A 23,591-nucleotide genomic window follows, 5' to 3' on the forward strand; every position below is an offset into this window, starting at 1 on the left:
TCAGCTCCTTGGGGTGCGGCGGCTGCGGGACCTGCGCGCGGCCGCCGCCGCCCGCTCCGGCTCGGCCGGCTGGGCGGCCTCGCCCGGTTCGGCGGGCTGGTCGTGCGGGGCGGGCTCCTCGAGCTCCGCCGGACCCTCCTGGTCGGGGGGCGGCACCAGACCCCGGCTGGCGTCCCCCGACAACTGGACAGGGTCTGGTGCCACGTACAGGCGGCCGTCGACGAACGCACCCGCCAGCAGGTGCTCCGGGACGGCCGGAAAGAGGTGGGCGGGCACGCCGAACTCGACCGGCGACACCGTGCGGAGCTTCGGCGTCTGCGTGATCGCCCAGGCGGCGAACGCGCGCCGCTGGTCGGCGGCGGGACGAACACGGATGATCACGCTCATGGGCACACCGCCACACCTCTCACGGACAAACCTGAATTTGGATCATGCACACGGTGCAGGTCGTCGCCGGGACGTAGGTCCTCTCCGCAAGTACGCGGCGGTCGTTGTACCGGTAGTCGACGGACTGGGAGGGGTTGCCGGGGACGATGTCCAGCGGCCCGCGCCGGATCAGCACCGGCCCCGAGATGGCCAGCCAGGCGGTGCCCGGCTCGGCCGGGGTGCCGTCCGGGCCGCTGTTCAGGGCCGAGTACCCGGCGCCGATCACCACGCAGTTCCCGGCCAGCGTCCGCAGCCGGTTGCCCTGCAGCACCGCGGCGTTGCAGCAGCCGAGCAGGGCGGCCGCCCCCGCGGGGACGTGCAGGGTGCCGATGCCGCCGTAGTTCTCCGCCAGGCAGCCCTCCAGCGCGGCCACCCCCTGCGCGATGTTGACCGGCCCCGCCGCGGGCGTCAGGTCGATCGCCTTCGGGGCGAGCACGGCGGACCAGAACCACTCCTCCAGGCCGCGCTGCTCACCCAGCAGCAGCGTGGCCCGCACGTGCTCGATCGCCTCGGCGTACGACCAGCCGATGGTGGAGCACTCCACCCCCGCGTACAGGGTGACCGGGTCGGCGGACTCCACCTCGGGCCGGGCGAACTCCTTGACCGGCACCTCACCGGGGGACTCGTCGCCGGGCGGGCACCAGTCGGTGTCGCGCACCGGGTTGCAGCCCAAACCCAGCCACTCCACGCCGAGCAGCTGGTGAATGTCGTCTTCGGTCACGTCGATGACCGTCGAGCAGCCGCCCAGGATGCCGTTCGGCAGCGGCGTGCCCGGGATCGCGGCCACACGCCGTCTCATGCCGGCCGGTGGCATCCGCTCACCTCCTCACAAGGTGGTCGGGGGCGCCAGGCACGGGGCGAGGGTTCCGTGCCTTGCGCGTCCGGTGGAGGGGCGAGGGTTAGGCGATCGGGCAGGCGACGCCCAGCTGCTCGCCGGTGCGGCCGTCGGGGCAGACCGGCACCGTGACGATGCGCGCCTCCGGGCCGCGGTTGATCAGCGCCACGCACTCCTCGGAGAACGCCGCGGTGTAGTCGTTCGTGCTGAACTTCGTGGAGTCGTGGATCACGCCCAGGCTGATCTCGCCGCCGCGGCCGATCTGGAACGCACCCGACGGGTAGATCAGGAACGGGATCTGCTGCGGCCAGTCCGGGGCGGGGGTGGCGCCGCCGATGTCGGTGGGAACCGCCGGGGTCAGGCCGCGCGCCCACTGCACCCGCACGCCGAGGGTGCGGAACGCGTCGATGATGCACTGGTCGCTGATCTCGTCGCAGGCGACGCCGTTGCGGCGGGCGATGTCCGCCAGGAACATGTTCCGCGACCACCACGGGAACACCACCTCGATCGAGATGGAGTCACACAGGCTGTGCCGCTCGATCATGTCGGCGGCCTGCAGCGCCACAGCTGCGAAGATCGCGGAGAAGGCGCCGAACGTCGCGGTGATGGTGACGGCGGTGGCGGCGGCGCGGGCCTGCTCGAACAGGACCTGGCGGACGCGCAGCTCGTGCGCGACCATCGTGTTGCGCTGGTACCACGCCACCAACTCCGGGAAGTGGCGCTGCGTGAGGATGCCCGCCTCCAGGCAGACGCCGACCGCGTCGCAGCGGATCTCGTCCGGCTCCGGGCAGGGGATCTTAAAGCAGGGCTTGGTCGCGCCGGAGATGTCGTCGGCCTCGGTGTGGACCCATGTCATGGACCCCACGTCCAGCGACGGGATCTTGAAGAAGCGCAGGCCGCCACGGGCGAGCTGGATCTCCGGTGCGTCCCACAGCATCTCCGGGCAGGCGATGTCCGTCAGCTCGTACACCGTCTCCGAGGGGGCGCACCAGCCGCCGGACGCGACCAGGTCCTTGTTCGGCAGGCGCGACTGGTCGGCGGCGAGGATCACCGCCCGGGTGCCCTCCGTGCCCGACGACGAGTCGTTCACGATCAGCTCCCGGGTGAACGGCAGCCGGTAGGAGGCGCACAGGCCGACACCGCCGCCGGCCGTCTTGAGGGCGTTGGCGCGGCGGATGATGCCCTCGGTGACGCCGTCCATGTCGAGCGGCTGACCCGGCTGGTAGCCGGGGACGTCCACCGACGCGGTGATCTCCGGGCGGGGGTTGGTGTCCTGCGGCAGGACACGCGGCTGGCGGCGGCGCACACCGGACAGGTCGAGCACGGGGCGGCGCGCCACCGCCCCCGACGCCGTCGCCTCCCTCGGCTCCGGGGCCGGCCCCGGGTCTGGGGCGGGCTCTGGCTCCGGGGCGGGCTCCGGCTCCGGCTCATCCGGCGGGGCGTCCTGCCCGCGGACCTGCGCGGCCAGAGCGTCGATCTCGGCGGCGGCGGCCTCCGCGGCTTCCCGCCGCGTCTGCTGCTCGGAACGCACGTTGTTGACGAACTCGGCGAGTGTGCGCAGCTGCGCCAGGTCGTCGGGGGTGACGGTGGTGCTGGTGGATCGGGCGTCGAACGCGGCAACCGCCCCGTCGAGCAGGTCAACCAGCTCGTCGTCGGTCAGGCGGGTCAGGTCCTCGGGAAGCTCAAACTGCTGGTCCACAGCTGCGGCATCTCTCTCCTACAGGACGAGAGCCCGGCCCATAACCAGCGGCGATGCTCCAGATCGTATAGCACAGGGTCTCAGCCGGGGGCGCTGCTCTGCATGGCGCCCCGACCCCCACCGACTACCCGGCTTGCGGAATCTACATAGGGTATGTAGATTCTTCGATATGGCCGACCATTTGAGCGTCACCCCCAAAATGGCGCAGATCTTGAAGGTCTTCCTGGAGGACGTCGAACAGCCCCGCTACGGCTTCGAGCTCATGCAGCTCACCAGTCAGCACAGCGGCACGCTGTACCCGATCCTGGCCACACTGGAAAAGGCGGGCTGGCTGAACAGCCACAGGGAAGACATCGACCCGAAGGAGGCGGGCCGGCGCCCTCGCCGGATGTACCTCCTTACTCCGGACGGCGCTGTGCTTGCCCAGGCGCGGCTGGAGGCACTTGCCGAGGCTTACCGGCCGCCAGTCAACGCCCGGTTGCGGCCCCAGGGTGGCACCGCGTGACCGGATATCTGCTGACTGGCCTCATCTACCTGACGGGCGCTCTCGTCACTCTCGTCGCCACGCTTATGGCGGTGGCCTGCACCATCTGCAGCGATCTCATCAAGCAGGAAGCCGCCACCCGGCTGGAGCGGATTCCCCACTGGCTGCTCGAACGCGCGGCTCGCGATCTTCCCGACGAGTGCCGGGAGCACATTCTTGAGGACGAGTGGCTGCCGGAGATGCAGTTCATCGCGCGCCGCTCGGAAGGGTTGCCGGTGACACGGCTCTTGCGAGCAACCGTGTTTTCCCTGCACCTTATGGGCGGCCCGGCGAAAGCGGTGGGGCGAATCCTCCGCGATCTGCGTGGTAGGAAGTCGTTTGCTACCGAGCAAGAACGCGAACGGCTTATCTCAGCGCTAGGCCTGCTACCCGGGCCACAGCGCGAGGCGCTTACGTTGCGGTACTTGCACCGGTTGTCGGACGCTGACATTGCACGGCTGATGGACACCGATGAGAGGTCGGTGCGGGGCCTGGTATGGCACGGGCTGCATAAGCTAAGAGATTCTGGCGTTCCAGTACGCCACTACTATTGACAGCCCTCGCTATTCGGCGGGGGCTTCGTCAGCCAGCGCCGTCAGTTGACGTGACACCGCCCTTCGGCCTCACCTCCGCTCCCGGGTAGCGCTTCGCCACTGCCCTGGCGGTCGGCTCGCTGGTCGAGGTGTAGACGACTTTGCCATTCTGCACCACCTCGTACTGGGTCCGGTTCTTGTTCTGGCACCCGCACGGCATGATCAATTACCTCCCTTGATGGTGGCCGCCATGGACTCGGCGATCTCCGCCCGGGCCGGGGCGACCTGCTGCTGCAGGCGGACGATCTCTGCGCGGGCGTCGGCCCGCTGCTGCTCCCGCACCTCCATCGCCGTCAGCAGGTCGTCGACCAGGCTGGTGTCCGCCACGAGCAGCGCCGCCAACGCCCTTAGATCCCCACCCGTCGGCAGGGGTGGGGCGGCCGCCGCTGAGGCGGCCAGCGCGATGTTCGCCCGGTGCGCCACCGCCGACGCGGCCAGCGGCGAGGAGTGGCCGGGCACCGGCACCGACAGCACCGCCCGCAGCTGCCACCTGCCGCCCGAGCCCTGCCGCATGTGGTAGCTCGGCTGGCACGCGGTGAACACGCGGCGGTCCCACTCGGCCAGCCACGGCGCGGCCGCCCCGCTGAACCACATGCCCCGGCTGTTCATGCCGACGGCGACGATCCCCGCCACGGTGCGGGTGTCGTCGAACTGGCAGGCGGCGTTCTCACACTCGGCGCCGTCCCGCGCGTGCGGGACGTTCATCGTGAACGCCCCCACCCTCGCGAAGGAGCCGTCGTCGAGCGGCAGCCTGGCCCGCAGGAAATGCGTCAGGTCGATGTCCCCCAGCGACTCGATCGTCAGCCGCCGGTTCGGGAACCCGGCGTGCGGCTCCCCGGCCTGCGCCACCCACCCGAAGATCCGGCCGTCGCGGTAGTGCACCCCGCCCGACCCCGGCGGCAGCTCCTCCGCCGTCGGCTCCCGGAACCAGCCGGCGGGCAGCGGCGGCATGTCCTGCATCGCCTGCCACGCCGACGCCTCCAGCCCGGCCATCGCCGCCTCCTCCTGTCCGCCCCACGACAGGGCCCCATCCACGCCCGGCCCGGCGCCGGCCGCTACCTGCCCCTCGGGGAAGCCCGCCGCCCCCACGAACAGGGACGGCGCGAGCCGCACCAGCCGGCCCGCCTCCGCCGCCCGGGCCAAGTAGGCGCGGGCGGTGGTCACGCTCATGCCCAGCGCGTCGGCCAGCTGGGCGGGGCTCGTCGGCGTGGGCGACGTCGACACGTACGCAACCACCTCCGCCATGCGCGGCCCCTCCGCCACCATCGCCGGCTCCTCCTCGTTGGGGCGGCACGCCGACGCCGCGGCGGCAGCCTCCTCCTGCTCGATGGGGTCCAGCACGATCCGCGCCCCATGAAACGCCGGCATGGACACCAGGGTCGCGCCGCGCACCCGGCCCCGGGTGATCCGCATCAGGAAGTCCCCGGACGACTCGGTGAACAGCACCTCGCCCCGGGTCGGGTCGTCGGCGTCCCCGGCGGCGGCGGTCACCACGCCGGGGTCCTGGGCCAGCGCCCGCAGCGCGGCGACCGGCACCGTGCCGTCCGGGGTGGTCGTCCACTGCACCGCCCGCCTGGTGCGGACCGGCCCCGCGGCGGCGGCGACCTCACCATGGGACGTCACCGACACCAGCCACGACCCGTCCGGGAGGGGCAGGGCGGACGCGTGGGCGGCGGACGCCAGCAGCACCACCTCCCCGCCGTCCCCTTCGCTGGTGGTGCGGTCGATGAACTCAATGTCGACGTCGTCCAGGTCCACGCTGACGCCGAGGGGCGCGCCCTCGTCGAGCAGCCTTTCCGCCGCCAGGCCCGCCGGCTGCGACCGGTACAGGTCACCGGCGCCGGGGATGCGGTCCCCGGCCCGGTCCAGGTCCTGGATGTCGCCGGCGAGCTCCGCCCCCTCGTGCCCGCCGAGCATTTCGTCGGCGAACTGCAGCGGCCACGGCCCGCCCTCCCAGTACAGGGCGTTCGGCGCGAAGATCCGGCCGTCGCCGGTCTCGACGTTCTCGAACGCGAGCGCGGTGTCGCCGGGGGTGGACCAGCGGCGGCGCTGCGACCGGTCGGCGGCTGCGGTCTGATCGGGCATGGTGTCTCCGTCCTGTCCTCGACCGAGCGGGATGTCGGTCACCTCGCCGCCGAACGCCACCCGCAGCCGGTCGAACGTGATGGGCCCGGTGCGGTCGGCCAGCTGGGCGACCTGCGCCAGGTCTCCGGTGTAGGTGAGGGTGACGTGCGGCACCCACGGGGTGTGCTGCTCCGGCAGGTCGAACAGGCCCGACACGATGTAGCTGGCGGAGCGGTGCATGTCGGCCAGGCCGGGCCCGCCGACGCCGAGCACGATGCACGGGTCCCGTTCGTCGTCGGCCGGGTTGAACACGCTGATGGCGAACGCGTTGGCTTCCAGCGGCTGCAGCCCGTCCGGCTGGTCCATCTGTCCGGGCATCTCGGAGGCCAGCGCGTCGGTGATCGCCGCCCGGGTGGGGGCGTCGATGGCGTCGGCGTCGCCGAGGAACAGCAGCGTCAGGTGCAGGTCCTCCGGCAGTTCGCCGCCGGGCACGGCCAGGCGCTCAATGTCCGCCTGGGAGGGGACCAGCGCCACCATCCCCCCGGTGTACGGGCCGCCTGAGGCGGCGGACAGGTCGGGTTGCGGGTGGGCGTCACGCACGATTCCCTGCTCCTGGTAGTAGTCGACGACCTGGCGGATCTGCTCGTCGGTGAGGTACTGGCGGCCGTCGTCCGGTGGCGGGGTCGGCTCGTACCCGAACACCGCCGTGCACCGGCACTGGATGGTGTTGGCGGGGGAGCCGGTGGGGTCGCCGGGGTACTGCAGCGGCTCGCCCTCCACCAGGAACGGCGCGACGACCGGCACGGTCTGCCCGTCGGCGGCGAAGTGCCCGGGGCGTGTGCGGCGGTCCATCGTCGCGAGCCACGTCTTGAAGCCGGGCCGCACCTCCGAAGGCATCGCGTGCACCGCGTCCAGGCTGGCGCGGTTCCAGGCGGCGGCGGTTTCGGTGCGGGCGATGCGCTCCGCCCGGGTGTCGCCCAGCACCGCCCCGTCTTCCGCAAAGGTGCGTTTGAGCCGGTCGCGGAGCTGGTTGACGCCTTCCCCGGCGGCCATGCCGTCGGCGAGGGCCTGCCGGGCGGCCTGCCACAGGTTGTCGCCCACGGCGGCGAGGCGGTTCTCCGCCTCCCGCATGTACGCCTGCGCCGCCTCCGGCACGCTGAACGGGTCGTCCAGCCAGCGCGGCACCAGGTCGTCGCTGCCGGGCGGCGGCGGCACGTCGAACCGGCGTAGCACCGCGTGGAACGCCGCCTCCCACACCGCGAGCAGCACCGCGAGGATCCGCCGCAGCAGCCCCCGCCACAGCGTGCCTGGGCGGCGCAGGTCGGCGTCGTCGATCGGGTCGCCGTCCGCCGCCACCAGCCGATGCAGCACGGCGAGGGGCAGGCCGGACGCCTCCAGCGACCGGCCGAACTCCTCGGCCACCTCGTCCAGCACGTCGGCCACCGCGCGTTCGACCATGCGTTCCAGGCCGGTCAACGTCCGGTCGGCGGCGTCGCGGGCGGCCTGCCTCGGGTCCTTGCCGCCGGTCATGGCAGGCCCCCGGTGTCGGCGTACGGGGACCAGCCGCAGCCCTCGCACACCGCGTACCCCCCGATGATCGTCACGCCTTCGGTGGTGGCGGCGCTGATCGTCGCCATCGCCAGGCTCGCCGCCTGGCAGGTGGGGCACCACCCGTGCCGCATCTCACCGACCAGCGGCACGTTCCCGTCGTGCTCGGGCGGCCCGTCCGGGTCGTGTTCGCCGCAACCGGTGTGGCTGTTCTCCCGCACCCGCCACGCCAACAGCTCCTCCGCCACCGACCGGTCCCGGCAGTGCGAGCACCAGCCGTGCGCGGCGTGCGCGGCCCTGCTGTGCCCCAGCGGCCCGTCCGTCGTCGTCATGCGGCCACCAGGCAGGAGGCGCGCAACACACCCGTGGTCTGCTCCCGTGTGTGGTCGGCACCCGCTGGTGCCGCCTTCGCGACATGGGGACGCTCACGCCTGCCAGCCATCACGCCTGCCCTCCGCACGAGCATCCCCCGACGCAGCAGCGAGGGGACTGATCTTCGAGGTCCTCGATGTCGTGCAGCACGCCGCCATGGGGGCACGGGGGGACGTTCGGGCAGGCCCACCATCGCAACCATCTACGCACCCCTTCTTGAGCCGGCGCCGTCGTCGTCATGCGGCCACCAGGCAGGGGGCGCGCAACACGCCCGCGGTCTGCTCCCACGTGTGGTCGACCCCGGCCGCGATCAGCTCCCGGCAGTAGGAGTCCAGCGACGCGGCCAGGCAGTCGCCGTCGACGCCGTACCGGGCGGCGATCTCCGGCACCCGCGACCACGCCCCGTCCAGCAACCGCCACTGCTCCACGTGCGCGCCGTCCACCGACAGCAGGGTGTGCAGCGCGGCCGGCTGCATCGCCTTCGCCCGGCCGCGTTCGCTCCTCGGGCAGGCGGGGGTGCGGATCAGTTTCTCCCCGGCCGCCGACAGCGCCGCCCAGATCAGCCCGTCCGCTGCGGCCAGCAACCCCTCACCCGCCACCCCCGCCGAGGCGGAGGTGGAGGCGGGCAGCGTGTCCGGCTCCTTCATGGTTTCGTCCACCGGCAGGTCCGGGTCGGCCGGACGCCCGCGTTCCTGGCCGTCGTCGGCGCGGTCGCCCTGCGTGTTCGGGGCGCCGGGCCGCGGCGCGTCGTCCTCCTCGAACCCCGTCTCCCGGCGCAGCGCCTCGTCGGAGATGGCGTTGCGGTCGTACACCTGCAGCGCGATCTCCGACCGGTTCTGCCGCACCCGCAGCGGTGAGGAGTCGTACCAGACCAGCCACTCCCCGGCGTCGGCCACGCCTTCGTCTTCCAGCAGGGGCCGCAGCCACTGCGTGGTCAGGGCGTGGGCGACGGTGCCCAGCTTCGGCTCGATCGCCAGGCGGATCGCCTCCTGGCTCAACTGCCAGACTGACCAGTGATTGGTGTCGCCGAGGCCGAGCAGGATTTCCGCTGGCATTTCCAGGCCGGTGGCGAATCGGCGGATGGCCTCCTCCCGCAGGCGGATCGCCAGCTCGTCGAAGTCCGACTCGAACGTCAGCCACCGCATCTCGCCGATCTTGTCGGCGGGGACCTCCAGGATGATCGGCACCGTGGCGGCCGCCGACTCGGGGTCCTTGTACGCCGTTTCGGCCACCGTCATCAGCAGCTCGATCAGGTCGTCTTCGGCGTCGCCCTCCGCCTTCGTGCGGGGGAACGTGGTGCCCTTCGGCACCAGCAGAATCCCGCGCCCCGTCAGGCGGGACCTCGCGATGGCGGCGACGGCGGCGTTCAGCAGCCGCAACTCCTCCAACAGCCCGAGCGACGACCGCACGGGGGAGTCGGCCTCCATGTGCTTACGCGGGTGCGGCTCCCACACCCGGATCGCGACCGGCGCGTCCGGGTCCGGCTGGTCGGCGTCGTACGGCGGGATCACCACGGGTTCGCCGTCGACGTCGGCGACCAGGTTGTTGCCCTGCTGGGTGACCTCCGACACCGACAGGACCCGCCAGTCCGCGCCCGCCCCGGTGTCGTCGCCGGCCGGGTTGCGGTCGGGGCGGATCATGATCCACCCTTCCCCGGCGACGACCAGGTGGGGGCCGAAGCCGCCGAGCAGCTGCGCCTGCCCGTCCGGGCCGCCCGCGATGGAGGCGACCAGCTGCGCGGCGCGGTGGTCGTCGGGGGCGCGGTCGATGCTGCCCTCACTGTTGCGGCGGCCCGCGAACAGCTTCGCCCCCGACATGGCGTTGCCGACCCAGGTGGCGGCGAACCGCACCTCCGGTGTGCTGTCGAAGTACGACCATGCCTGGTCCTGCCAGCCCTGGTCGACCTGGCGGACCCGCAGGCGGCGGGCGACGAACCGGGAGGCGGCGGCGGTGAGCTCCGGGGCGCGGGCCGTCACGGTCACCCCTGGCCCATGGCCGTGTCGGCGCGGTTCAGCAGCACGGCCGCCCCCGCCACGGCGAACCACTCGATGCCGTGGATCAGCGGCGAGGTGTCGCCCCAGCGGCCCGCGACCAGCAGGTACACGGCGAGGATCGCGCCGGACAGCCACCAGCCCATGCAGTACGGGCAGGAGATGAGGGTGACCGCCCAGTCCCGGGCCTGGGAGGTGGGGCGGCGGTCGCGCCACCGGAACACCACATCCCGCGCTGGGTCCAAAATCGTGTCATTGATCACCAATTGGGTTGCTCTGTAACCCGCGAAGGCCAGCACGCCAAGCTCAACCAGCCCGATCAACAGCTGCCCCCAACCGCGCGATCCCCCGGCTATCGCGCCGATCATAGGACCGCTATCCGTAAATCTTCCGGTGCGGAAGCCATACAGCAGGAAGATTTACGGACTTTGGGGGTTGGGGGTGAGCGCGTCGCGGCCGGACGGCGTAACCAGCCGGGCATGGCAGCCGATCATCGGGTATGAGTCAGGAGCCCCCCATCCCTCTGGAGTTCTTCGCCACCGCCGCCCAGGTGATACCGGTTCTGCTCATCCTGCTGGTCGTTGAGGAGCGCGCCCGGTGGGTCGCCCCCAGCCGCGCCGGGATGTCCCTCTTCGGCCGGGTCACGACGATCGCAGCCACATTTGTGGGGGAGGCAGTGGCGATGGGCGCCCTTGGCGTCGGCTCCAACCCCGGCATGTACCCGTACCTCCCGCTGGCGGCAGCGGCCATCGGCGTGATGATGGTCACGATGGCGCTGCCCTTGCTGGCTGGGTTCCTAGGCGTGCAGTGGGCCCGAGCCCCGCTGACAGCCAAAGTCGGTGCCGCGTCCCTGATCGCGTTAGTCTCCGGCTTCCTCCCAGCCGTAACCGCTCATTTGTTCCTGCCGCGGTGGCCCCGTGGGCAGGGCCCGCCCCCCACGACGTTGCTGGATCACCCTGTTGTCGTAGTTGCAGAGGCCGCCGCCCTCGCTGCCGGGGCCTTCTACTTGTGGACTGTCAGACCGTCTCCCCTGGGGGAGCCTGCGGCCGGGGACGCCTGGCGGGACGGCATGAACTTCCTGTAACTGCCGGGCCGGTGACGGCTGGGACGGAGAGGCCGCCCCCGGCGGCCGGGGCGGCTCCCAGGCCGTCACCGCGCCCGCGTACGATGCCCGCCCGAGGGGCGCGGACCTGGAGGCGGAAGTGGCAGATCTCAAATTCGACGATGACCTGGTGGAGCTGCAGCGAGCGTATGTCCGCGCGGCGGAGGTGGCGCGGGACCTCTGCGACGCATTCCCGCCCCCGACGAAGATCGCGGCCGGTGAGGTGGTCGTTGACCCCGCGCTTGAGGAGCAGCTGGAGGTGGCCCGCGCCGAGCGGGGCCGCCTTGTGCACGCCCTGTACGGGCACACGTTCTGGGACAACGTGGCCGACAAGTTCGCCGCCCACACCGAGCTGCAGAAGGTCGCCGCCGCCCAGGCCGGGGAGTAGGACCCCGGCCGGGCCGGTCAGGCCAGCGGCTCGCCGAGCGCGGTCAGCAGCCGGCCGACCCGGCCGGTGTGCGCCCACCGCAGCATCCGCGCCCGCGCGCACAGGCTGCCCAGCACGTCCTGCCCGTCCGCCTGCACCTCCAACGGTGTGCGCCGCACGTACGGCAAACGCACCGGGTGGACCAGCGGCGAGGCCACCCACCCAGTGGCCAGCAGCCGCTGCAGGTCGGCGGCGGTGCCGCCCTCCACGAGCGGCCCCAGCCTTGCCGCACGCTCGGGCTGCACGACCACCACCCGCACACGCCCCCGCCCGAACGTCACGACCAGCGGGTGCGGCTGCCCGAACGACGCGAACGTGTAGTGCACGCGGCCGCGCAGCGCCCTGTGCGTCTCCGCCGGCCACCCCCGGTACGAGTCGAGGTTGACGCCGCGCGCGTCCCACGGCGGCGGCAGCACGTCCTCCATCCCCAGGTAGGTGCCGATACCCACGGGGATCGTCGTCGGCAGGCCCGTCGCGACCAGCCCGCCCCCGTTCTCCTGGTCGTCGCGGTACAGGATGAGGTGGTCGTCGGCGACGTAGTCGAACCCGTGCCGCACGACCGCGTCCACGGCCAGCGTCGTCTTGCCCGCCCCGGCCGTGCCGGCGAACACCAACAGCAGGTCCCGGCGCCGCACCGCCGCCGCGTGGATCATGACGTGGCGGCGGGTTTCGCAGTGCGCCAGCATCACCTCCCGCACCGCCTGCCGCAGGGCCCGCTGCAGCACGGCGGGACGGCGGGCGGCGATGTGCAGCACCCGCTCCCGCTCGTCCGCCCGATACCCGGCGCCGCCCGGGTCACGGCGCATCCCCGGCGGCGGCTCGGCCAGGGTGCCGCGCACCAGCCACCACGGCAGCCCTGTGTCGGCGTGGCAGTAGAAGTCGCCCAGATGTGCCAGCGCCGGCGGGTGGTCGGTCTGCACGGCCACCCGCACCGGCCCCACCCGGTACAGGGCGTCACGGGTCGGGTCGCGGCGCAGCGGCGCGGGGGTGGTGCAGGTGGTCCGGGGGGTCACCATGTCCTCCAGTCACCCCCGAACGGGGGCGTCGAGTCGGGTCACTGACGCCGGACAGTCAATGCCGCGGACGCGCGTTCCGGACTCCGATGCGTTTTGGATGGTGTTGCATGCGGGTCAAATCTTCGGCTCGACGATCGTGACCGGGCCCCGGGATACCGCCGCTGAGCAGGGCGGAAAGGGGCGGCGACGCGCCACCGCCCCGCTCACCGGCACTCTTGACTGCTTTCACCGCCGCGCTTCAAGCTCGCATCTGTGCAAGTCCGTACAAGCTCTCAGGCAGGAGTTCCCCCATGGCGCTACGGTTCTATGGCAAGGGCGGCAGCCAGACCGACAGCTGCCCCTCGGTCCACGCGGACGACACGGACGGAAGCCTCGTGATCGTGGGCACGCTCATCGAAGATCCGGATGTACTGACCGAGATCCAGCGGCACAGCCACATCGACCCTCACGAGCGGGCCGTCCGGGTGCCGCGTGAACTGCGGAAAGCTCTGAGGGAGGCGTTGGGTGAGCATGATCCAGATCTTGGCTGAGTTGTTCGCGCGAACCCAGCGGTCGGTGACACACCTGGAGATGCGGGACGCTTACGGCGCCGGAGGCCCCGACTACGCGCTGTGGCGTGAGGGCGTCCCCATCGACCAGATCGCGCAGCACGGCAATGTCGCTCCGTGGGTGACCCTGGTCGGGGAGCACACGGCCCGGGGGGTCACCTTCCGCCGAGCCAGGATCGTGTCCGAACCGGTCAGCGACTACATCCGCTTCGAGCACGCCGCCACCGGCTACTCCAACCAGGCCGCCGGTGAGCGGGTGCGCTGGCTGCCTCGCCCGCGTGCCGCGGACCTGGCGCTTCCAGGGTGCGACTTCTGGCAGTTCGACGGCGCCCTGGTGTGCTGGGTCTTCCAAAGCGGCGACGGCGACCCCGCCGGCTACCAGCTGACCGAAGACCCGGACGCGGCCAAACTGTGCGCCTCGGCATTCGAGGCCGTGTGGGACCGCGGGATCGACCACGAGGAGTACCAGCCCGCCTGACCGCAAGCACACTCATGGCCACCTCCCCCTCATCCAGCACCCAGCAGGCGCGCCAGGCGATCGCCGACCGGCTGCGCGAAATGCTGCGCGACTCCGGCCTGACCGCCCGGGAGCTGGCACGGCAGGCGGGGTGGAACGAAACCAAATGCTCCCGCCTCATCCACGGCCGCACCCCGCCCAGCGACAACGACATCCGCGCCTGGTGCACCATCTGCGGTGTCCCCGAGGAGATCCCCAACCTGATCGCCGCCTCCCGCAGCGCCGAAACCTCCTACCTGGAATGGCGCAGGGTTCAGCGCAGCATGAAACGGATGCAGGATCTGGGGTTGTCGCTGTTCGAGGACAACCACCTGTACCGGTTCTACTCCTCCAACCTCGTCCCCTGGCCGTTGCAGACGCCCAGCTACATGCGGGCCATCATGCGCCGCTTCGCCGACTTCCACCAGGCCGACGTGCCCGACATCGAGGCAGGGGTCGAGGCGCGCGTCGCCCGCCGCCGGTTCCTGGACGACGGCACCCGCCGTTGCGCGATGCTGATCGAGGAGTCGGTGCTCAGAAACCGGATCTTCGGCGATGACGTGCAGGGCGAGCAGCTGCACCACCTCCTGACCGGCATGCGCCAGCCGAACCTGTCCTTGGGCGTCATCCCGCTGGCCGGTCGGCGCGTGCAGAAACTCACCGAGACCTTCCACATCTACGGCGACGCCACGGTGTCCATCGAGCTGGTGTCGGCCATCATCACCATCACCCAGCCGCGGGACATCGCCCTGTACGTCAAGTGCTTCAACGACCTGGCATCCAGCGCCGTCTACGGGGACAAGGCCAAGGCGTTGATCACTGCGGCGATCGGCGCGCTGGAACAGGCGTAGAAGTTCGTACAAGTTTCTGGAGCCGCCTCGCCCCGGCTGTTTACCGTCACGTCCATGGCGATCGGTCACGCCAGCCCCGGCGCCGGCCCGCTGCCCCCCTCATGCTCAGGGCAAGGAGGCGTCACCCGATGCCGCGCCACGCACGCCCCCGGCCGAGCCCCCGCAGGCCCGCCCATCCGGCCGGTCTGCCCGCACCTCGAAAGACCCCTCCCGGGTGTCCCCGGGAGGCCGTGCGAGGGACAAGGAGACAAACCATGCTCGCGACCGATCTGCCCGGCGCCGTGTGGCGGAAGAGCAGCCGCAGCGCCAACAACTGCGCCTGTGTCGAGGTGACGCTGCTGGGCGATGGCACCATCGGCGTGCGGGACAGCAAGGACCCCGCCGGCCCCGCCCTGGGTTTCACCCCTGCCGAGTGGGACGCCTTCATCGGCGGCGTCCGCGACGGAGAGTTCGACCGGGACCGGCTGGCCGACAACACCCGGGCCGGCTGGCCGACAACACCCGGGCCGCCTCCTCCTAGGGTGCCGCGTAAGCGGCGGCCAGGCAGGTGGCAGCCCGACACCGGGAAGTGCCCGCCCGCACGGGCGACGATGCCCGGACCGGCTGACCCTGCAGCCACCCCTCGTGAACGATGCTCCTGCCCAGCTCGGGGGTAGGCAGCGGCGAGGGGACAACGGCACATCCGGTTGGGCCACGGGCACCAGCACCGGTTAGCGAAGGAGAGCAACAGCAGCCGCGCTGCGGGAATCGCCGCAGAACGGCAACCCGCTGCTCTACACCCTCCATAGGCCCCCTGCCTCTGGTCAGCGGCGCGCACCAGAGGCAGGGACAGCATGCCTGCGCGCCACGGAAAGGCACACCAATGAACAACAGCGCGGTCCTGGACGCCACCACGGCAGATCTGTTCGACCTCGACGCCACGGACGTGGGCGGCAGCCTCCTGGTCGTCGACGCCATCACCGACAACGGCTGCGGCACGCAGCCCGCCTGCCGCTACCCCGACCCGCAGAACTGACCCCACCCCCGGCACGGGGCCGCGGCATTCAACCGGCCGCGGCCCCATGGAGGAGACGTCCTGTGGCTCGTCCGATCTTCACCGCCCGAACCGACGCGCTGGCCCGCATCCCCCTGCGCCCGGAGCACGGCCACGACACCGACGACGACCCGCTGCTCGCCGAGGCGATCACAACGGCCGGTGGCTTCACGCAGCACGCACCCCACGGCTCGGCGTCCGCGGCGACCAGGCGGGCCTACGCGACACGATCCCGGACCCGCACCACCCCGCAGGGCGTGTTCGCCGGTGTCGCGCCCGCGACGCTGTCCGCCGGCCCTTCCATTCCGGCTGACCTGCGGCTAGGGGCCGACCACCGGGCCTTCACCAGCCCCGACCCGCTGTGGCTGAATCTGCTGGCACGCTCGATCATCGACGGCTCTGACGGTTTGTCCACGACGCGGGTGACGACCAGCAACCTCGCCTTGCTGCGCGGCGGTCGGTGGGAGATCGAGCAGCCTTCCCCCGGCGGCCGGGGACGCACTGTGACAATCGGCATCCGCGATACCGAGGTGACCGCGTTCGTCCTGCGGTACTGCAGGAACGGGATGCCCGCTGAGCGGCTGCTCGCCGCGGTGGCATCGCGATGGCCGCAAGCAGCCCCGCAGGCGGGGCCACGACTCGTGCGACAGCTGATCGGCCACGGCTTTCTCCTGCATGACCTGCTTCCCGACGACCCGCGCCGTGACCCGCTGACGCACCTGCTGGACCGGCTCCCCAGCTCCTCGCTGCTGCGCCACCGGCTGGAACAGCTCCGTGATCACCTGGCCGGGGCCGACGAGCACCGGCCGGGCGACGCCAAGCGGCTGCACCTGCTCACCGCCGCCGACGCGATCACACGCGACGTCCTGCCCGCCGACCGTGTCCTGCGCGTGGACACCGCGGCCGACGCCACCGTGGTCCTGCCCGCCGATCTGGCCCGCCGAGCCGCGGAAGCCGCCGGCGTCCTGTGGCGGATCAGCTCGGGCTGCGACCCGCTCGCCGACTACCACCGCAGGTTCGTCACCCGCTACGGCACCCGCCGGGCCGTGCCGCTCCTGGAACTCCTCGATCCCGTCATCGGCCTCGGCCCCCTCGACGACGACGCCACCGACATCGGCGCCGGGCCAGCCGACCCGCACGGTGAGGGAGTGCTGGCCCACCTGCTGGCCGACGCGCTGACGGACGGCAGGACCGAGATCCTTTTGGACGAGGCGATCGTGGACCGGCTGACCAACCGCGATGAGGCCCCCCCTCCCCGCACGGCCGAGATCTACGTGCACGTCCTGCCCGCAGCTGAGCAGGGCGCGGATCACCGGTTCCATCTGGCAGTGTCCGGCGGATCACAGGACGCGTTGTCGACGACCGGCCGGTTCCTCCGCCTGCTCCGCCAGCTTCCGCACATCCCCCCCGACGCCGGCGACGGGCACGGCGTCTTGATCGCCGAGCTGGTGGCGCGTCCCCGCTCGGACGCGGTCGCCTCCGTCGCGGCCGAGACCGGGCTTGCCGCGCACCGGCTCCCCGTAGGCGTCCCGGCCCGGCCGGGCGATCTCGACCTCGGCGACCTGGTGGTGTTCTCTGCCGGCGGCTGCCTGATCGTGTGGTCGGTCACCCGCGACCGGCCCGTGCGGCCGGTCCTGTACTCGCGGATCACGCCGCGGCTGCTGCCGCCGGCCGCCCGCTTCCTGGCCGCAGCGGGACATTCCGGGGAACGTCCCTGGCACTGCTGGTCGTGGCGGGGCCTCACCACCGCCCCCTTCACCCCCGCTGTTCGCTACCGCGGCACCTGGCTCGCGCCCGCCCGATGGGCCCTGCCGCGGCATCTGACCGCCCTCGCCGGCCAACGCGACCGGTGGCAGGAAGCTCTCAACTGTTGGCGGGAGACGACCCGGCCACGCCCTCCCGACGTCGTGGCCACCGACGACGCAGACCGTCGGCTTCCGCTGGACCTGCGGCGGGCCGACGACCGTGAACTTCTGCGCCGCTATGTCCGGCGCGGCCTCACCGCCGTCACCGCCCCGTGGGGCGCCCAGGCATCAAGCTCGGCCGTGCTGCCCGGTCCCGGCGGCTGTCACCTCCTGGAACTGGTCGTCAGCCTGGACCGCGCCGCACCTTCGCCCGCCCTCCCACAGGCGGCACCGCCGGTACGGCCGCCCGGTCAGGGCCTCCACCTTCCGGGAGGGCCTTGGCTGTCGCTGGCCGTCCAGGCCCCGTCCGGCTGCCACGAGCGGATCCTGCAGTCGCTGGCCCCGCGAGCCGGCGACCTGATCGGGCGCGGGGACCGGTGGTTCTGGCTCCGCTACCGCGACCTCCGCCACGGCGAACACCTCAGGATCCGCTTCCACACCGACCCCGCCGCCACCGGCACGCTGCTGGCGTCGGTGACCGGGTGGGCGTCCAACCTGCACCGGCAGGGCTTGATCTCCGGGTTCTGCGTCGAACCCTACGAGCAGGAGACCGAGCGGTACGGCGGGCGCGAGGCCATCACCGCCGCCGAACGGTTCTTCGCCGCCGACAGCGCCTTCGCACTCGATGTGCTGTGCACCATCCGGGAGGACGACGCACGCCTCAGCGTCGCAGCGGCGTGCGCGGCGGCGATCGCCCGACGGATCGGCATCGACGGGATCGCACCCGCGCGGCTCGACCGCCCAACCCACCGCCTCGCCCACGCCCTGCGGTCCCGTACACGTGCCGCCGCATCCCCGTGGCCCACCGCGTGGGAATCGGCACTGGCCGACTACGCGGCCGCCCTCCCGCCCGGCATCGGGGCGCGGGTCGCCTCCGACGTGATCCACATGCACTGCAACCGGATCGCACCCGACAGCGAAGACATCGTCCGCGCCCTGGCCGCCGACCTGATCCGCACCATCAAGGAGACCTGATGCCGACCCCGACCGGCACCCTTCCCGACGCCCGCGCCGCCGACTTCGCGATCCTGCTCGCCGAGCGGCTCCTGGATCCCGACCCGATCATCACCGCGGCCGGGCCCGCCGTGACGTCCCTGTCGCGGGGCCTGGCCGGGACCGCGCTCCTGCACGCCCGCCTGGCCACCCTCGACCCCCGCTTCGCGGCCGCAGCCGACCAGCACTGGACACGCGCCGCACAGCTGCTCGGCACCACCCCCGGGCGGGCCGGCGGCATCTTCAACGGTGCCGGCGCCCTGGCCGCCTCACTGATCCTCGGCACCCCCTACCTGCCCGACCCCGGCCGCCACGAACGCTCCGTTCAACGCGGCGTCGACTGGCTGGCCGAACGAGCCCGCCTCGTCGCCGCCTGGCAGCAGGACCGGCGGGACGCCGGGCAGGCCGGAACCCCCTGGCAGACCTACGACCTCATCAACGGCCTGTCCGGGATCGGAGCGGTCCTGCTCGCCGCCGCCCGCGCCGGGCACACCAACGCCGAACCCGGTCTCGCCGCCGCCCGCGCCTCCCTCACCGGCATGATCCACACGCCTGGGGAAGGGCGACCAGGCTGGTGGCGGCCAACCCCACGGCATCCTGCGGCGCTTGCCGACCCACACAACCGCGACGCCGCCAACACCGGCCTCGCCCACGGGATCGCCGGGCCCCTGGCGCTGCTTTCGGCCTGCCAGCTTGCCGGGCACGGAAACACCCGACAGGCCGAAGCGATCAGCGTCGCAGCCCGCTGGCTGCTGGACTGGCAGGCCGGCGAAAGCTGGCCACCCCAGATCACCGCCGAAGACCTGGCCGGGACCAGCACCGAGCCGAGTACCCGTGGCCGCCGCGACGCCTGGTGCTACGGAGCGCCGGGCATCAGCGCCGCCCTCATCGCCGCAGGCCGAGCGCTGACCGATCCCGGCCTGGCGGCGACGGGCCGCCGCGCGATTGACGCCCTGGGGTCCCGCACCACCGGCTGGGACACCGAAGGCCCCACCCTCTGCCACGGCATCGCCGGTGTCCTGATGTGCGCGCAGGCTGCGGGCAGCACCATCACCGCTGACCGTGCCGCCGACGCCCTCGCCGCCCACTACGATCCGGCGCTGCCGTTCGGTTTCCGGCACAGCGACCACGGCGTGGCGACCGACGAGCCGGGGCTCCTGGTCGGCGCGGCCGGGATCGTGTTGACCCTGGCCGACCGCGCCGGCGTGCCCTCCCCGCGGGTGACCGATCCGTGGACGGCCGCGCTGCTGATGCCCCTTGCCGTTTCCCCCGACCACGACACCGACGACAGGTAGGTTCCTCCGATGGCCGCTGACACCCTCAAGACCGCCGACCGTTTCCACGCCGAGCTCGTCGACCTGCTGGTCGCCCGCGGAACCGTCCGGACCGGGCCGGTCGAGGCCGCGCTGCGGGCGGTACCCCGGCACGCCTTCGTGCCCGGCGCCGCCCTGGAATCCGCCTACGCGCTCGACGACGCCGTGGTCACCAAACGCGGCCAGGACGGTGCGGCGCTCAGCTCGGCGTCCGCGCCCGGCGTCGTCGCCGCGATGCTGGAGCAACTCGACGTCCACCCCGGCGACCGCATTCTGGAGATCGGCGCCGGAACCGGCTACAACGCGGCCCTCCTCGCCGAACTCACCGGCCCGGCCGGGCACGTCGTCACAGTCGACATCGACGCCGACGTGGTCGACGGGGCCCGGACCGCTCTGACCGCCACCGGCTACGGGCAGGTCGAGGTGCTGTGCGCCGACGGCGCCGACGGCCACGCCCCCGCCGGGCCCTACGACCGGATCATCGTCACCGCGGGAGCGTGGGACCTGCCGCCCGCATGGTGGCAGCAGCTCACCCCGGACGGGCGGCTCGTCGTCCCGTTGCGGATCATCGGCGGGACGACACGCTCCGTCGCCTTCGACCGCGACGGCGGCGACCATCTGGTGAGCCAGTCGATGATGACGTGCGGGTTCCTTGCCATGCGCGGCATCGGCGCCCAGCCAGAGCCCTCCCTCACCCTCGGGGACGGCGTCCAGCTCCTGCTGGGCGACGGGCGCACCGCACCCCCCGGGCCCCTCGCTCACGCCCTCACCCAGCCCGCGCTCCGCACCTGGACCGGCATCACCATCCGGTCAGGGGCCCCCTTCCAGGACCTGGACCTGTGGCTGGCCACCACCGGTAGCGGTTTCTGCCGGATCATCGCCCAACCCGACGCCGTCGCCTCCGACCTGGCGGAACCCGCATTCCGCTGGGGCGGCGCCGCCGTCACCAACGAAAGCGATTCCTTCGCCTACCTCACCATCCGCCCGGCCGAACCGGCCGACGACACCGGAACCCGCTATGAGCTTGGGGTTCGCGCCCACGGCCCGCACCGCGACGACCTCGCTGCGGCCCTCACCGAGCAGATCCACCGGTGGGACAGCGACCACCGCGCCACCACCCCGCGCATCGACGCCTACCTCAAGCCCATCCACCGCGGGCCCGGCCAGGTCGAATCACGCCGCATCGAATCACACCAGATCGGATCGGACACCGCTGCGGCCATCGACAAGCCGCACGTGCTGCTGACCGTCACCTGGCGGGCACGATGAACGGCCGAAGCGACGTCGCCCGCCGGTTCCCCTTCGTTGCGCGCGCACGACCCGCCTGCCACCGGCTCGACATCCGCGTCCGCCAGGTCGCCGACCTGGCGGACGCCGCCACCGGCGACCCGGCGCAAACGATGACGCGCGCGGCCGAAGCCCACAACCTGGCCGCGCTCATCGCCAGCGACTGCGGCCTGCCGGCCCTGGCAGCCGACCTGTGCTGGACCCAGTTCGCCATCTTCCACACCGCGCGGCCCTACACGGCGGCCGTCGCGAAACTCGCGCTTCAGCCCCTCATCAACCTCGGCCGCCTCCACGCCCGCACCGGCCACGGCACCGCCGCCCACCACCTGATCACCACCGTTTTCGACGCCGTCAAGGACCAGACGACCGCCGAGGTCGACGGCCGTACCGTCGACCTCACCCGCCTGGCCCAAACGCCCGAAGACCACCGCGAGCTCGTCCAATGGCTGTGGGCCGTGGTCCTGTCCGACGGCACCCGCGCCCTCACCCAAGCCTGCCGCTGGGCCGAAGCGCTCCAGCATGTCCAGGCCCACCACGGGCTCGGGCAACGACTCCTCGACGGCCGCCAGATCGCGATCATCACTCATCACGCGACGGGCGACTGTCACGGCGCTGCCCGCCTCCTGGCCGCATCCTCCACGCCCACCCCGTGGGAACAAGCGGTCGCCGCTGCCCTCGCCGTACTGACCGGCAGCCCCGATGCCGCCACAATGGTCGACCGTTACCTCGGGCTCGATCAGGATCCACCCGGGCAGGTCGTTTTCCGGGTCCGTCTGGGCCTGGCCGTGCTCGACCTGGCCGCCGCCCGGACACCGCGCGTGTCGAACCTACGGGCCGCCATCATCGACGGGGCGTCCAGCGACGCCTACGCCGCCCGAGACGTCCTGGGCCACCACGTGATGCGCTCCCAGATGACCCCTCGGCAGGAACACGACCTCACCGCCGTAGTCACCGCATCAGGGCTCGGTGCCGGGACACTCCCACCCGCCGACATGCGCGCTCTCACCACAGCCGTGGACAAGGCCGAAGTGGCATTGCGCGGGCAGTTGTGACCCGTTCACCGGTTACCCGGCCCCCGGCCCTTGGCTTGGGACAGCCTTGGGCGTTGCAAGGTCCCGTATCCCGCGCATGAGAGGTGGAGGCATGCCCGCGGCACGACGCCACCCCGTGGCCAATCCCGCACTTCAAGCGGCGATCCAGGCCGCCCAACTCCCCTACGCCAGGGTCGCCCAGGCAATCCGCGCGGTTGGGGCGGAAAACGGGCGGGCTATGTACTATGACGCGGCGTCTATCGCACACTGGCTGACGGGGACCGTCCCCAACGCCGCCGCGATCCCCGCCATCGTCGAAGCGTTCACCCGGCTACTCGGGCGGGCGGTGACCGCCCCCGAGCTGGGCTGGCCCGACCCCGGGCCGGTCGCGGTCAACCCGTGGGACGGCGACCCGGTCGCCTGGGTGACCCGTCTCGGGAGGGACGACATGCTGAACAGGCGCACCGTGCTGACCGCCGGCCTGTACACGCTGGCCGCGCTGAACCTGCCGCCCACCCCGGCGGCCGCCGCGCGGGCGGGGCAGCCGCGCCGCGCGGGCGGCGGCGACGTCGAACGCATCCGCGCGATGACCGCCCAGTTCGCCGACGCCGACTCCCTGTTCGGCGGCGGCCACGCGCGCACCGCCGTCGCGTCCTACCTGGTGGCGGAGGTGACGCCGCTGCTGCACGGCACGACGGGCGCGGCCCGCCCCGCCCTGTTCACCGCCGCGTCCCAGCTGGCCTACCTGGCCGGGTTCATGGCCAACGACGCGTGCATGGCCGGGCTGGCGCAGCGGTACTACATTCAGGCGGTCCGGCTGGCAGACGAGGCCGGGGACCCGGTGGCGAAGGCGACGGCACTGCGCGGCCTGGCGTTGCAGGCCGTCGAGATCGGCCACCCCGACCGGGCGGTGCACCTGGCGGAGGCCGCCGCGGCGGCCCTGGACGACAGCTGCCCGCCGCGGGTGCGGGCGTGGATGAACGGCATGCGGGCCAACGCGTACGCGGCGGGCGGCGACACCCGGGCGGCGATCGCCGCCCTCACCCAGGCGGAGGGGCAGGTGGAGCGGGCCGAGTCGCCGCCGGAGTCGCAGTGGACCGGGGCGTACCGCCGCGCCAGCCTGGAGCACGACACCGGCACCACCCTGGCCGCACTGTCCGACCTGGCCACCGGGGAGCGGCACATGGTGGACTCGATCCGGGTGCGGCGTGGCGGTGAGCGCCGCTCCCGGGTGCTGATCACCTCCCGTCTGGCGGGGATGCAGCTGCGGCAGCGGCGCGTCGATGAGGCGGCCGCCACCGTGCTGGGCATGCGCGCCGATCTGCCGCTGGTGTCGTCGGCGCGGGTCGCCAAGGAGCTGTCCGCGTTGCGCGCCGGCTGGACCGGTGCCCGGTCGCCCGGCTCCCGGGTGGAGGAGGCGGACCGGCTGATCGCCTCCGTCACCCGGTGACGGGCAGGCCGGTCCCCGGGGCGGCCTAGTCGCGGCGGTGGAGCTGGTAGTCGCCGCAGCCCGTGGGGCGGTGGTGGCGGGGGAGCGGA

At 72.5% G+C, this 23,591-nt stretch carries 22 protein-coding genes; 14 read left to right on the forward strand and 8 right to left on the reverse strand.

Translation table 11 applies throughout. The annotated features are described in order from the left end of the window. The 3 genes from F5972_RS08175 to F5972_RS08185 form a co-directional block, all read right to left on the reverse strand. A complete protein-coding gene (locus F5972_RS08175; RefSeq protein WP_150932806.1) occupies nt 1-387 on the reverse strand; it encodes a hypothetical protein in 387 nt (128 codons plus the stop codon). 19 nt (nt 388-406) lie between these two features. After that, nucleotides 407-1,213, reverse strand: coding sequence for a hypothetical protein (locus F5972_RS08180; protein WP_225311278.1), 807 nt, complete (start codon nt 1,211-1,213; stop codon nt 407-409). A gap of 112 nt (nt 1,214-1,325) precedes the next feature. Then, nucleotides 1,326-2,960, reverse strand: coding sequence for a major capsid protein (locus F5972_RS08185; protein ID WP_150932810.1), 1,635 nt, complete (start codon nt 2,958-2,960; stop codon nt 1,326-1,328). Nucleotides 2,961-3,129: 169 nt separating this feature from the next. Here F5972_RS08185 and F5972_RS08190 point away from each other — a divergent pair, with 169 nt between their 5' ends. Both F5972_RS08190 and F5972_RS08195 read left to right on the forward strand, forming a co-directional pair. Continuing rightward, nucleotides 3,130-3,465 carry a PadR family transcriptional regulator gene (locus F5972_RS08190; protein WP_150932812.1) on the forward strand — a complete coding sequence of 112 codons (336 nt, stop codon included), beginning with the start codon at nt 3,130-3,132 and terminating at the stop codon, nt 3,463-3,465. Further along, nucleotides 3,462-4,037, forward strand: a complete 576-nt coding sequence (locus F5972_RS08195) for an RNA polymerase sigma factor (protein WP_225311279.1) — start codon at nt 3,462-3,464, stop codon at nt 4,035-4,037. The genes F5972_RS08190 and F5972_RS08195 overlap by 4 nt, the downstream gene beginning before the upstream one ends. A 201-nt stretch (nt 4,038-4,238) precedes the next feature. On the opposite strand, the gene F5972_RS08200 is transcribed toward F5972_RS08195, so the two are convergent. The 4 genes from F5972_RS08200 to F5972_RS08215 form a co-directional block, all read right to left on the reverse strand. Then, a complete protein-coding gene (locus F5972_RS08200) occupies nt 4,239-7,670 on the reverse strand; it encodes a phage minor head protein (RefSeq protein WP_225311280.1) in 3,432 nt (1,143 codons plus the stop codon). Then, nucleotides 7,667-8,020: a hypothetical protein gene (locus F5972_RS08205; RefSeq protein ID WP_150932814.1), complete on the reverse strand. Its 354-nt coding sequence runs from the start codon at nt 8,018-8,020 to the stop codon at nt 7,667-7,669. Before F5972_RS08205 ends, F5972_RS08200 begins: the two co-directional genes overlap by 4 nt. Before the next feature lie 276 nt (nt 8,021-8,296). After that, the gene (locus F5972_RS08210; protein WP_150932816.1) at nt 8,297-10,036 is read right to left on the reverse strand and encodes a hypothetical protein; all 1,740 of its coding nucleotides are present in this window, start codon (nt 10,034-10,036) and stop codon (nt 8,297-8,299) included. A gap of 2 nt (nt 10,037-10,038) precedes the next feature. Beyond that, nucleotides 10,039-10,419, reverse strand: coding sequence for a DUF1360 domain-containing protein (locus F5972_RS08215; protein ID WP_225311281.1), 381 nt, complete (start codon nt 10,417-10,419; stop codon nt 10,039-10,041). Nucleotides 10,420-10,550: 131 nt separating this feature from the next. Between F5972_RS08215 and F5972_RS08220 the strand changes: the two genes are divergently transcribed. Both F5972_RS08220 and F5972_RS08225 read left to right on the forward strand, forming a co-directional pair. Further along, on the forward strand, nt 10,551-11,135 hold the full coding sequence (locus F5972_RS08220; protein ID WP_150932818.1) for a hypothetical protein: 585 nt from the start codon (nt 10,551-10,553) through the stop codon (nt 11,133-11,135). A 118-nt stretch (nt 11,136-11,253) separates the two neighbouring features. Then, nucleotides 11,254-11,541, forward strand: a complete 288-nt coding sequence (locus tag F5972_RS08225; RefSeq protein ID WP_150932819.1) for a hypothetical protein — start codon at nt 11,254-11,256, stop codon at nt 11,539-11,541. A 17-nt stretch (nt 11,542-11,558) separates the two neighbouring features. On the opposite strand, the gene F5972_RS08230 is transcribed toward F5972_RS08225, so the two are convergent. Continuing rightward, nucleotides 11,559-12,596, reverse strand: a complete 1,038-nt coding sequence (locus F5972_RS08230; RefSeq protein WP_150932820.1) for a hypothetical protein — start codon at nt 12,594-12,596, stop codon at nt 11,559-11,561. Nucleotides 12,597-12,886: 290 nt separating this feature from the next. On the opposite strand from F5972_RS08230, the gene F5972_RS08235 reads away from it, so the two are divergent. The 10 genes from F5972_RS08235 (at nt 12,887) to F5972_RS08275 (ending at nt 23,502) form a co-directional block, all read left to right on the forward strand. Beyond that, nucleotides 12,887-13,126, forward strand: coding sequence for a hypothetical protein (locus F5972_RS08235; RefSeq protein ID WP_150932821.1), 240 nt, complete (start codon nt 12,887-12,889; stop codon nt 13,124-13,126). Then, complete coding sequence (locus F5972_RS08240; protein ID WP_150932822.1) at nt 13,119-13,622, forward strand: DUF6879 family protein; 504 nt, start codon at nt 13,119-13,121, stop codon at nt 13,620-13,622. The genes F5972_RS08235 and F5972_RS08240 overlap by 8 nt, the downstream gene beginning before the upstream one ends. A gap of 14 nt (nt 13,623-13,636) precedes the next feature. Then, nucleotides 13,637-14,491 carry a helix-turn-helix domain-containing protein gene (locus tag F5972_RS08245; RefSeq protein ID WP_150932823.1) on the forward strand — a complete coding sequence of 285 codons (855 nt, stop codon included), beginning with the start codon at nt 13,637-13,639 and terminating at the stop codon, nt 14,489-14,491. Between the two features lie 254 nt (nt 14,492-14,745). After that, nucleotides 14,746-15,147, forward strand: coding sequence for a DUF397 domain-containing protein (locus F5972_RS39155; protein WP_150932824.1), 402 nt, complete (start codon nt 14,746-14,748; stop codon nt 15,145-15,147). Nucleotides 15,148-15,353: 206 nt separating this feature from the next. Continuing rightward, nucleotides 15,354-15,506: a hypothetical protein gene (locus tag F5972_RS37015; protein ID WP_191910012.1), complete on the forward strand. Its 153-nt coding sequence runs from the start codon at nt 15,354-15,356 to the stop codon at nt 15,504-15,506. 62 nt (nt 15,507-15,568) lie between these two features. Beyond that, nucleotides 15,569-18,403, forward strand: coding sequence for a lantibiotic dehydratase (locus F5972_RS08255; RefSeq protein ID WP_150932825.1), 2,835 nt, complete (start codon nt 15,569-15,571; stop codon nt 18,401-18,403). Beyond that, complete coding sequence (locus F5972_RS08260; RefSeq protein ID WP_150932826.1) at nt 18,403-19,716, forward strand: lanthionine synthetase C family protein; 1,314 nt, start codon at nt 18,403-18,405, stop codon at nt 19,714-19,716. Before F5972_RS08255 ends, F5972_RS08260 begins: the two co-directional genes overlap by 1 nt. A gap of 9 nt (nt 19,717-19,725) precedes the next feature. Next, nucleotides 19,726-21,003 carry a methyltransferase, FxLD system gene (gene fxlM, locus F5972_RS08265; protein ID WP_150932827.1) on the forward strand — a complete coding sequence of 426 codons (1,278 nt, stop codon included), beginning with the start codon at nt 19,726-19,728 and terminating at the stop codon, nt 21,001-21,003. Beyond that, the gene (locus F5972_RS08270) at nt 21,000-22,073 is read left to right on the forward strand and encodes a hypothetical protein (protein ID WP_150932828.1); all 1,074 of its coding nucleotides are present in this window, start codon (nt 21,000-21,002) and stop codon (nt 22,071-22,073) included. The genes fxlM and F5972_RS08270 overlap by 4 nt, the downstream gene beginning before the upstream one ends. A gap of 217 nt (nt 22,074-22,290) precedes the next feature. Next, on the forward strand, nt 22,291-23,502 hold the full coding sequence (locus F5972_RS08275) for a hypothetical protein (RefSeq protein WP_225311282.1): 1,212 nt from the start codon (nt 22,291-22,293) through the stop codon (nt 23,500-23,502). Nucleotides 23,503-23,591 lie beyond the last annotated feature (89 nt).

It is taken from the genome of Microbispora cellulosiformans (genome assembly GCF_008728085.1).
In the GTDB taxonomy this organism is placed as follows: Bacteria; Actinomycetota; Actinomycetes; order Streptosporangiales; family Streptosporangiaceae; genus Microbispora; species Microbispora amethystogenes.

What these genes read in the sequence shown, in the direction of transcription:
- F5972_RS08245 (WP_150932823.1), top strand. Translation starts at nt 13,637, where the DNA reads ATGGCCACCTCCCCCTCATCCAGCACCCAGCAGGCGCGCCAGGCGATC.
- F5972_RS08230 (WP_150932820.1), bottom strand. Translation starts at nt 12,596, where the DNA reads ATGGTGACCCCCCGGACCACCTGCACCACCCCCGCGCCGCTGCGCCGC.
- fxlM (WP_150932827.1), top strand. Translation starts at nt 19,726, where the DNA reads ATGGCCGCTGACACCCTCAAGACCGCCGACCGTTTCCACGCCGAGCTC.
- F5972_RS08275 (WP_225311282.1), top strand. Translation starts at nt 22,291, where the DNA reads ATGTACTATGACGCGGCGTCTATCGCACACTGGCTGACGGGGACCGTC.
- F5972_RS08270 (WP_150932828.1), top strand. Translation starts at nt 21,000, where the DNA reads ATGAACGGCCGAAGCGACGTCGCCCGCCGGTTCCCCTTCGTTGCGCGC.
- F5972_RS08220 (WP_150932818.1), top strand. Translation starts at nt 10,551, where the DNA reads ATGAGTCAGGAGCCCCCCATCCCTCTGGAGTTCTTCGCCACCGCCGCC.
- F5972_RS08205 (WP_150932814.1), bottom strand. Translation starts at nt 8,020, where the DNA reads ATGACGACGACGGACGGGCCGCTGGGGCACAGCAGGGCCGCGCACGCC.
- F5972_RS08260 (WP_150932826.1), top strand. Translation starts at nt 18,403, where the DNA reads ATGCCGACCCCGACCGGCACCCTTCCCGACGCCCGCGCCGCCGACTTC.
- F5972_RS08235 (WP_150932821.1), top strand. Translation starts at nt 12,887, where the DNA reads ATGGCGCTACGGTTCTATGGCAAGGGCGGCAGCCAGACCGACAGCTGC.
- F5972_RS37015 (WP_191910012.1), top strand. Translation starts at nt 15,354, where the DNA reads ATGAACAACAGCGCGGTCCTGGACGCCACCACGGCAGATCTGTTCGAC.
- F5972_RS08175 (WP_150932806.1), bottom strand. Translation starts at nt 387, where the DNA reads ATGAGCGTGATCATCCGTGTTCGTCCCGCCGCCGACCAGCGGCGCGCG.
- F5972_RS39155 (WP_150932824.1), top strand. Translation starts at nt 14,746, where the DNA reads ATGCTCGCGACCGATCTGCCCGGCGCCGTGTGGCGGAAGAGCAGCCGC.
- F5972_RS08190 (WP_150932812.1), top strand. Translation starts at nt 3,130, where the DNA reads ATGGCCGACCATTTGAGCGTCACCCCCAAAATGGCGCAGATCTTGAAG.
- F5972_RS08200 (WP_225311280.1), bottom strand. Translation starts at nt 7,670, where the DNA reads ATGACCGGCGGCAAGGACCCGAGGCAGGCCGCCCGCGACGCCGCCGAC.
- F5972_RS08215 (WP_225311281.1), bottom strand. Translation starts at nt 10,419, where the DNA reads ATGATCGGCGCGATAGCCGGGGGATCGCGCGGTTGGGGGCAGCTGTTG.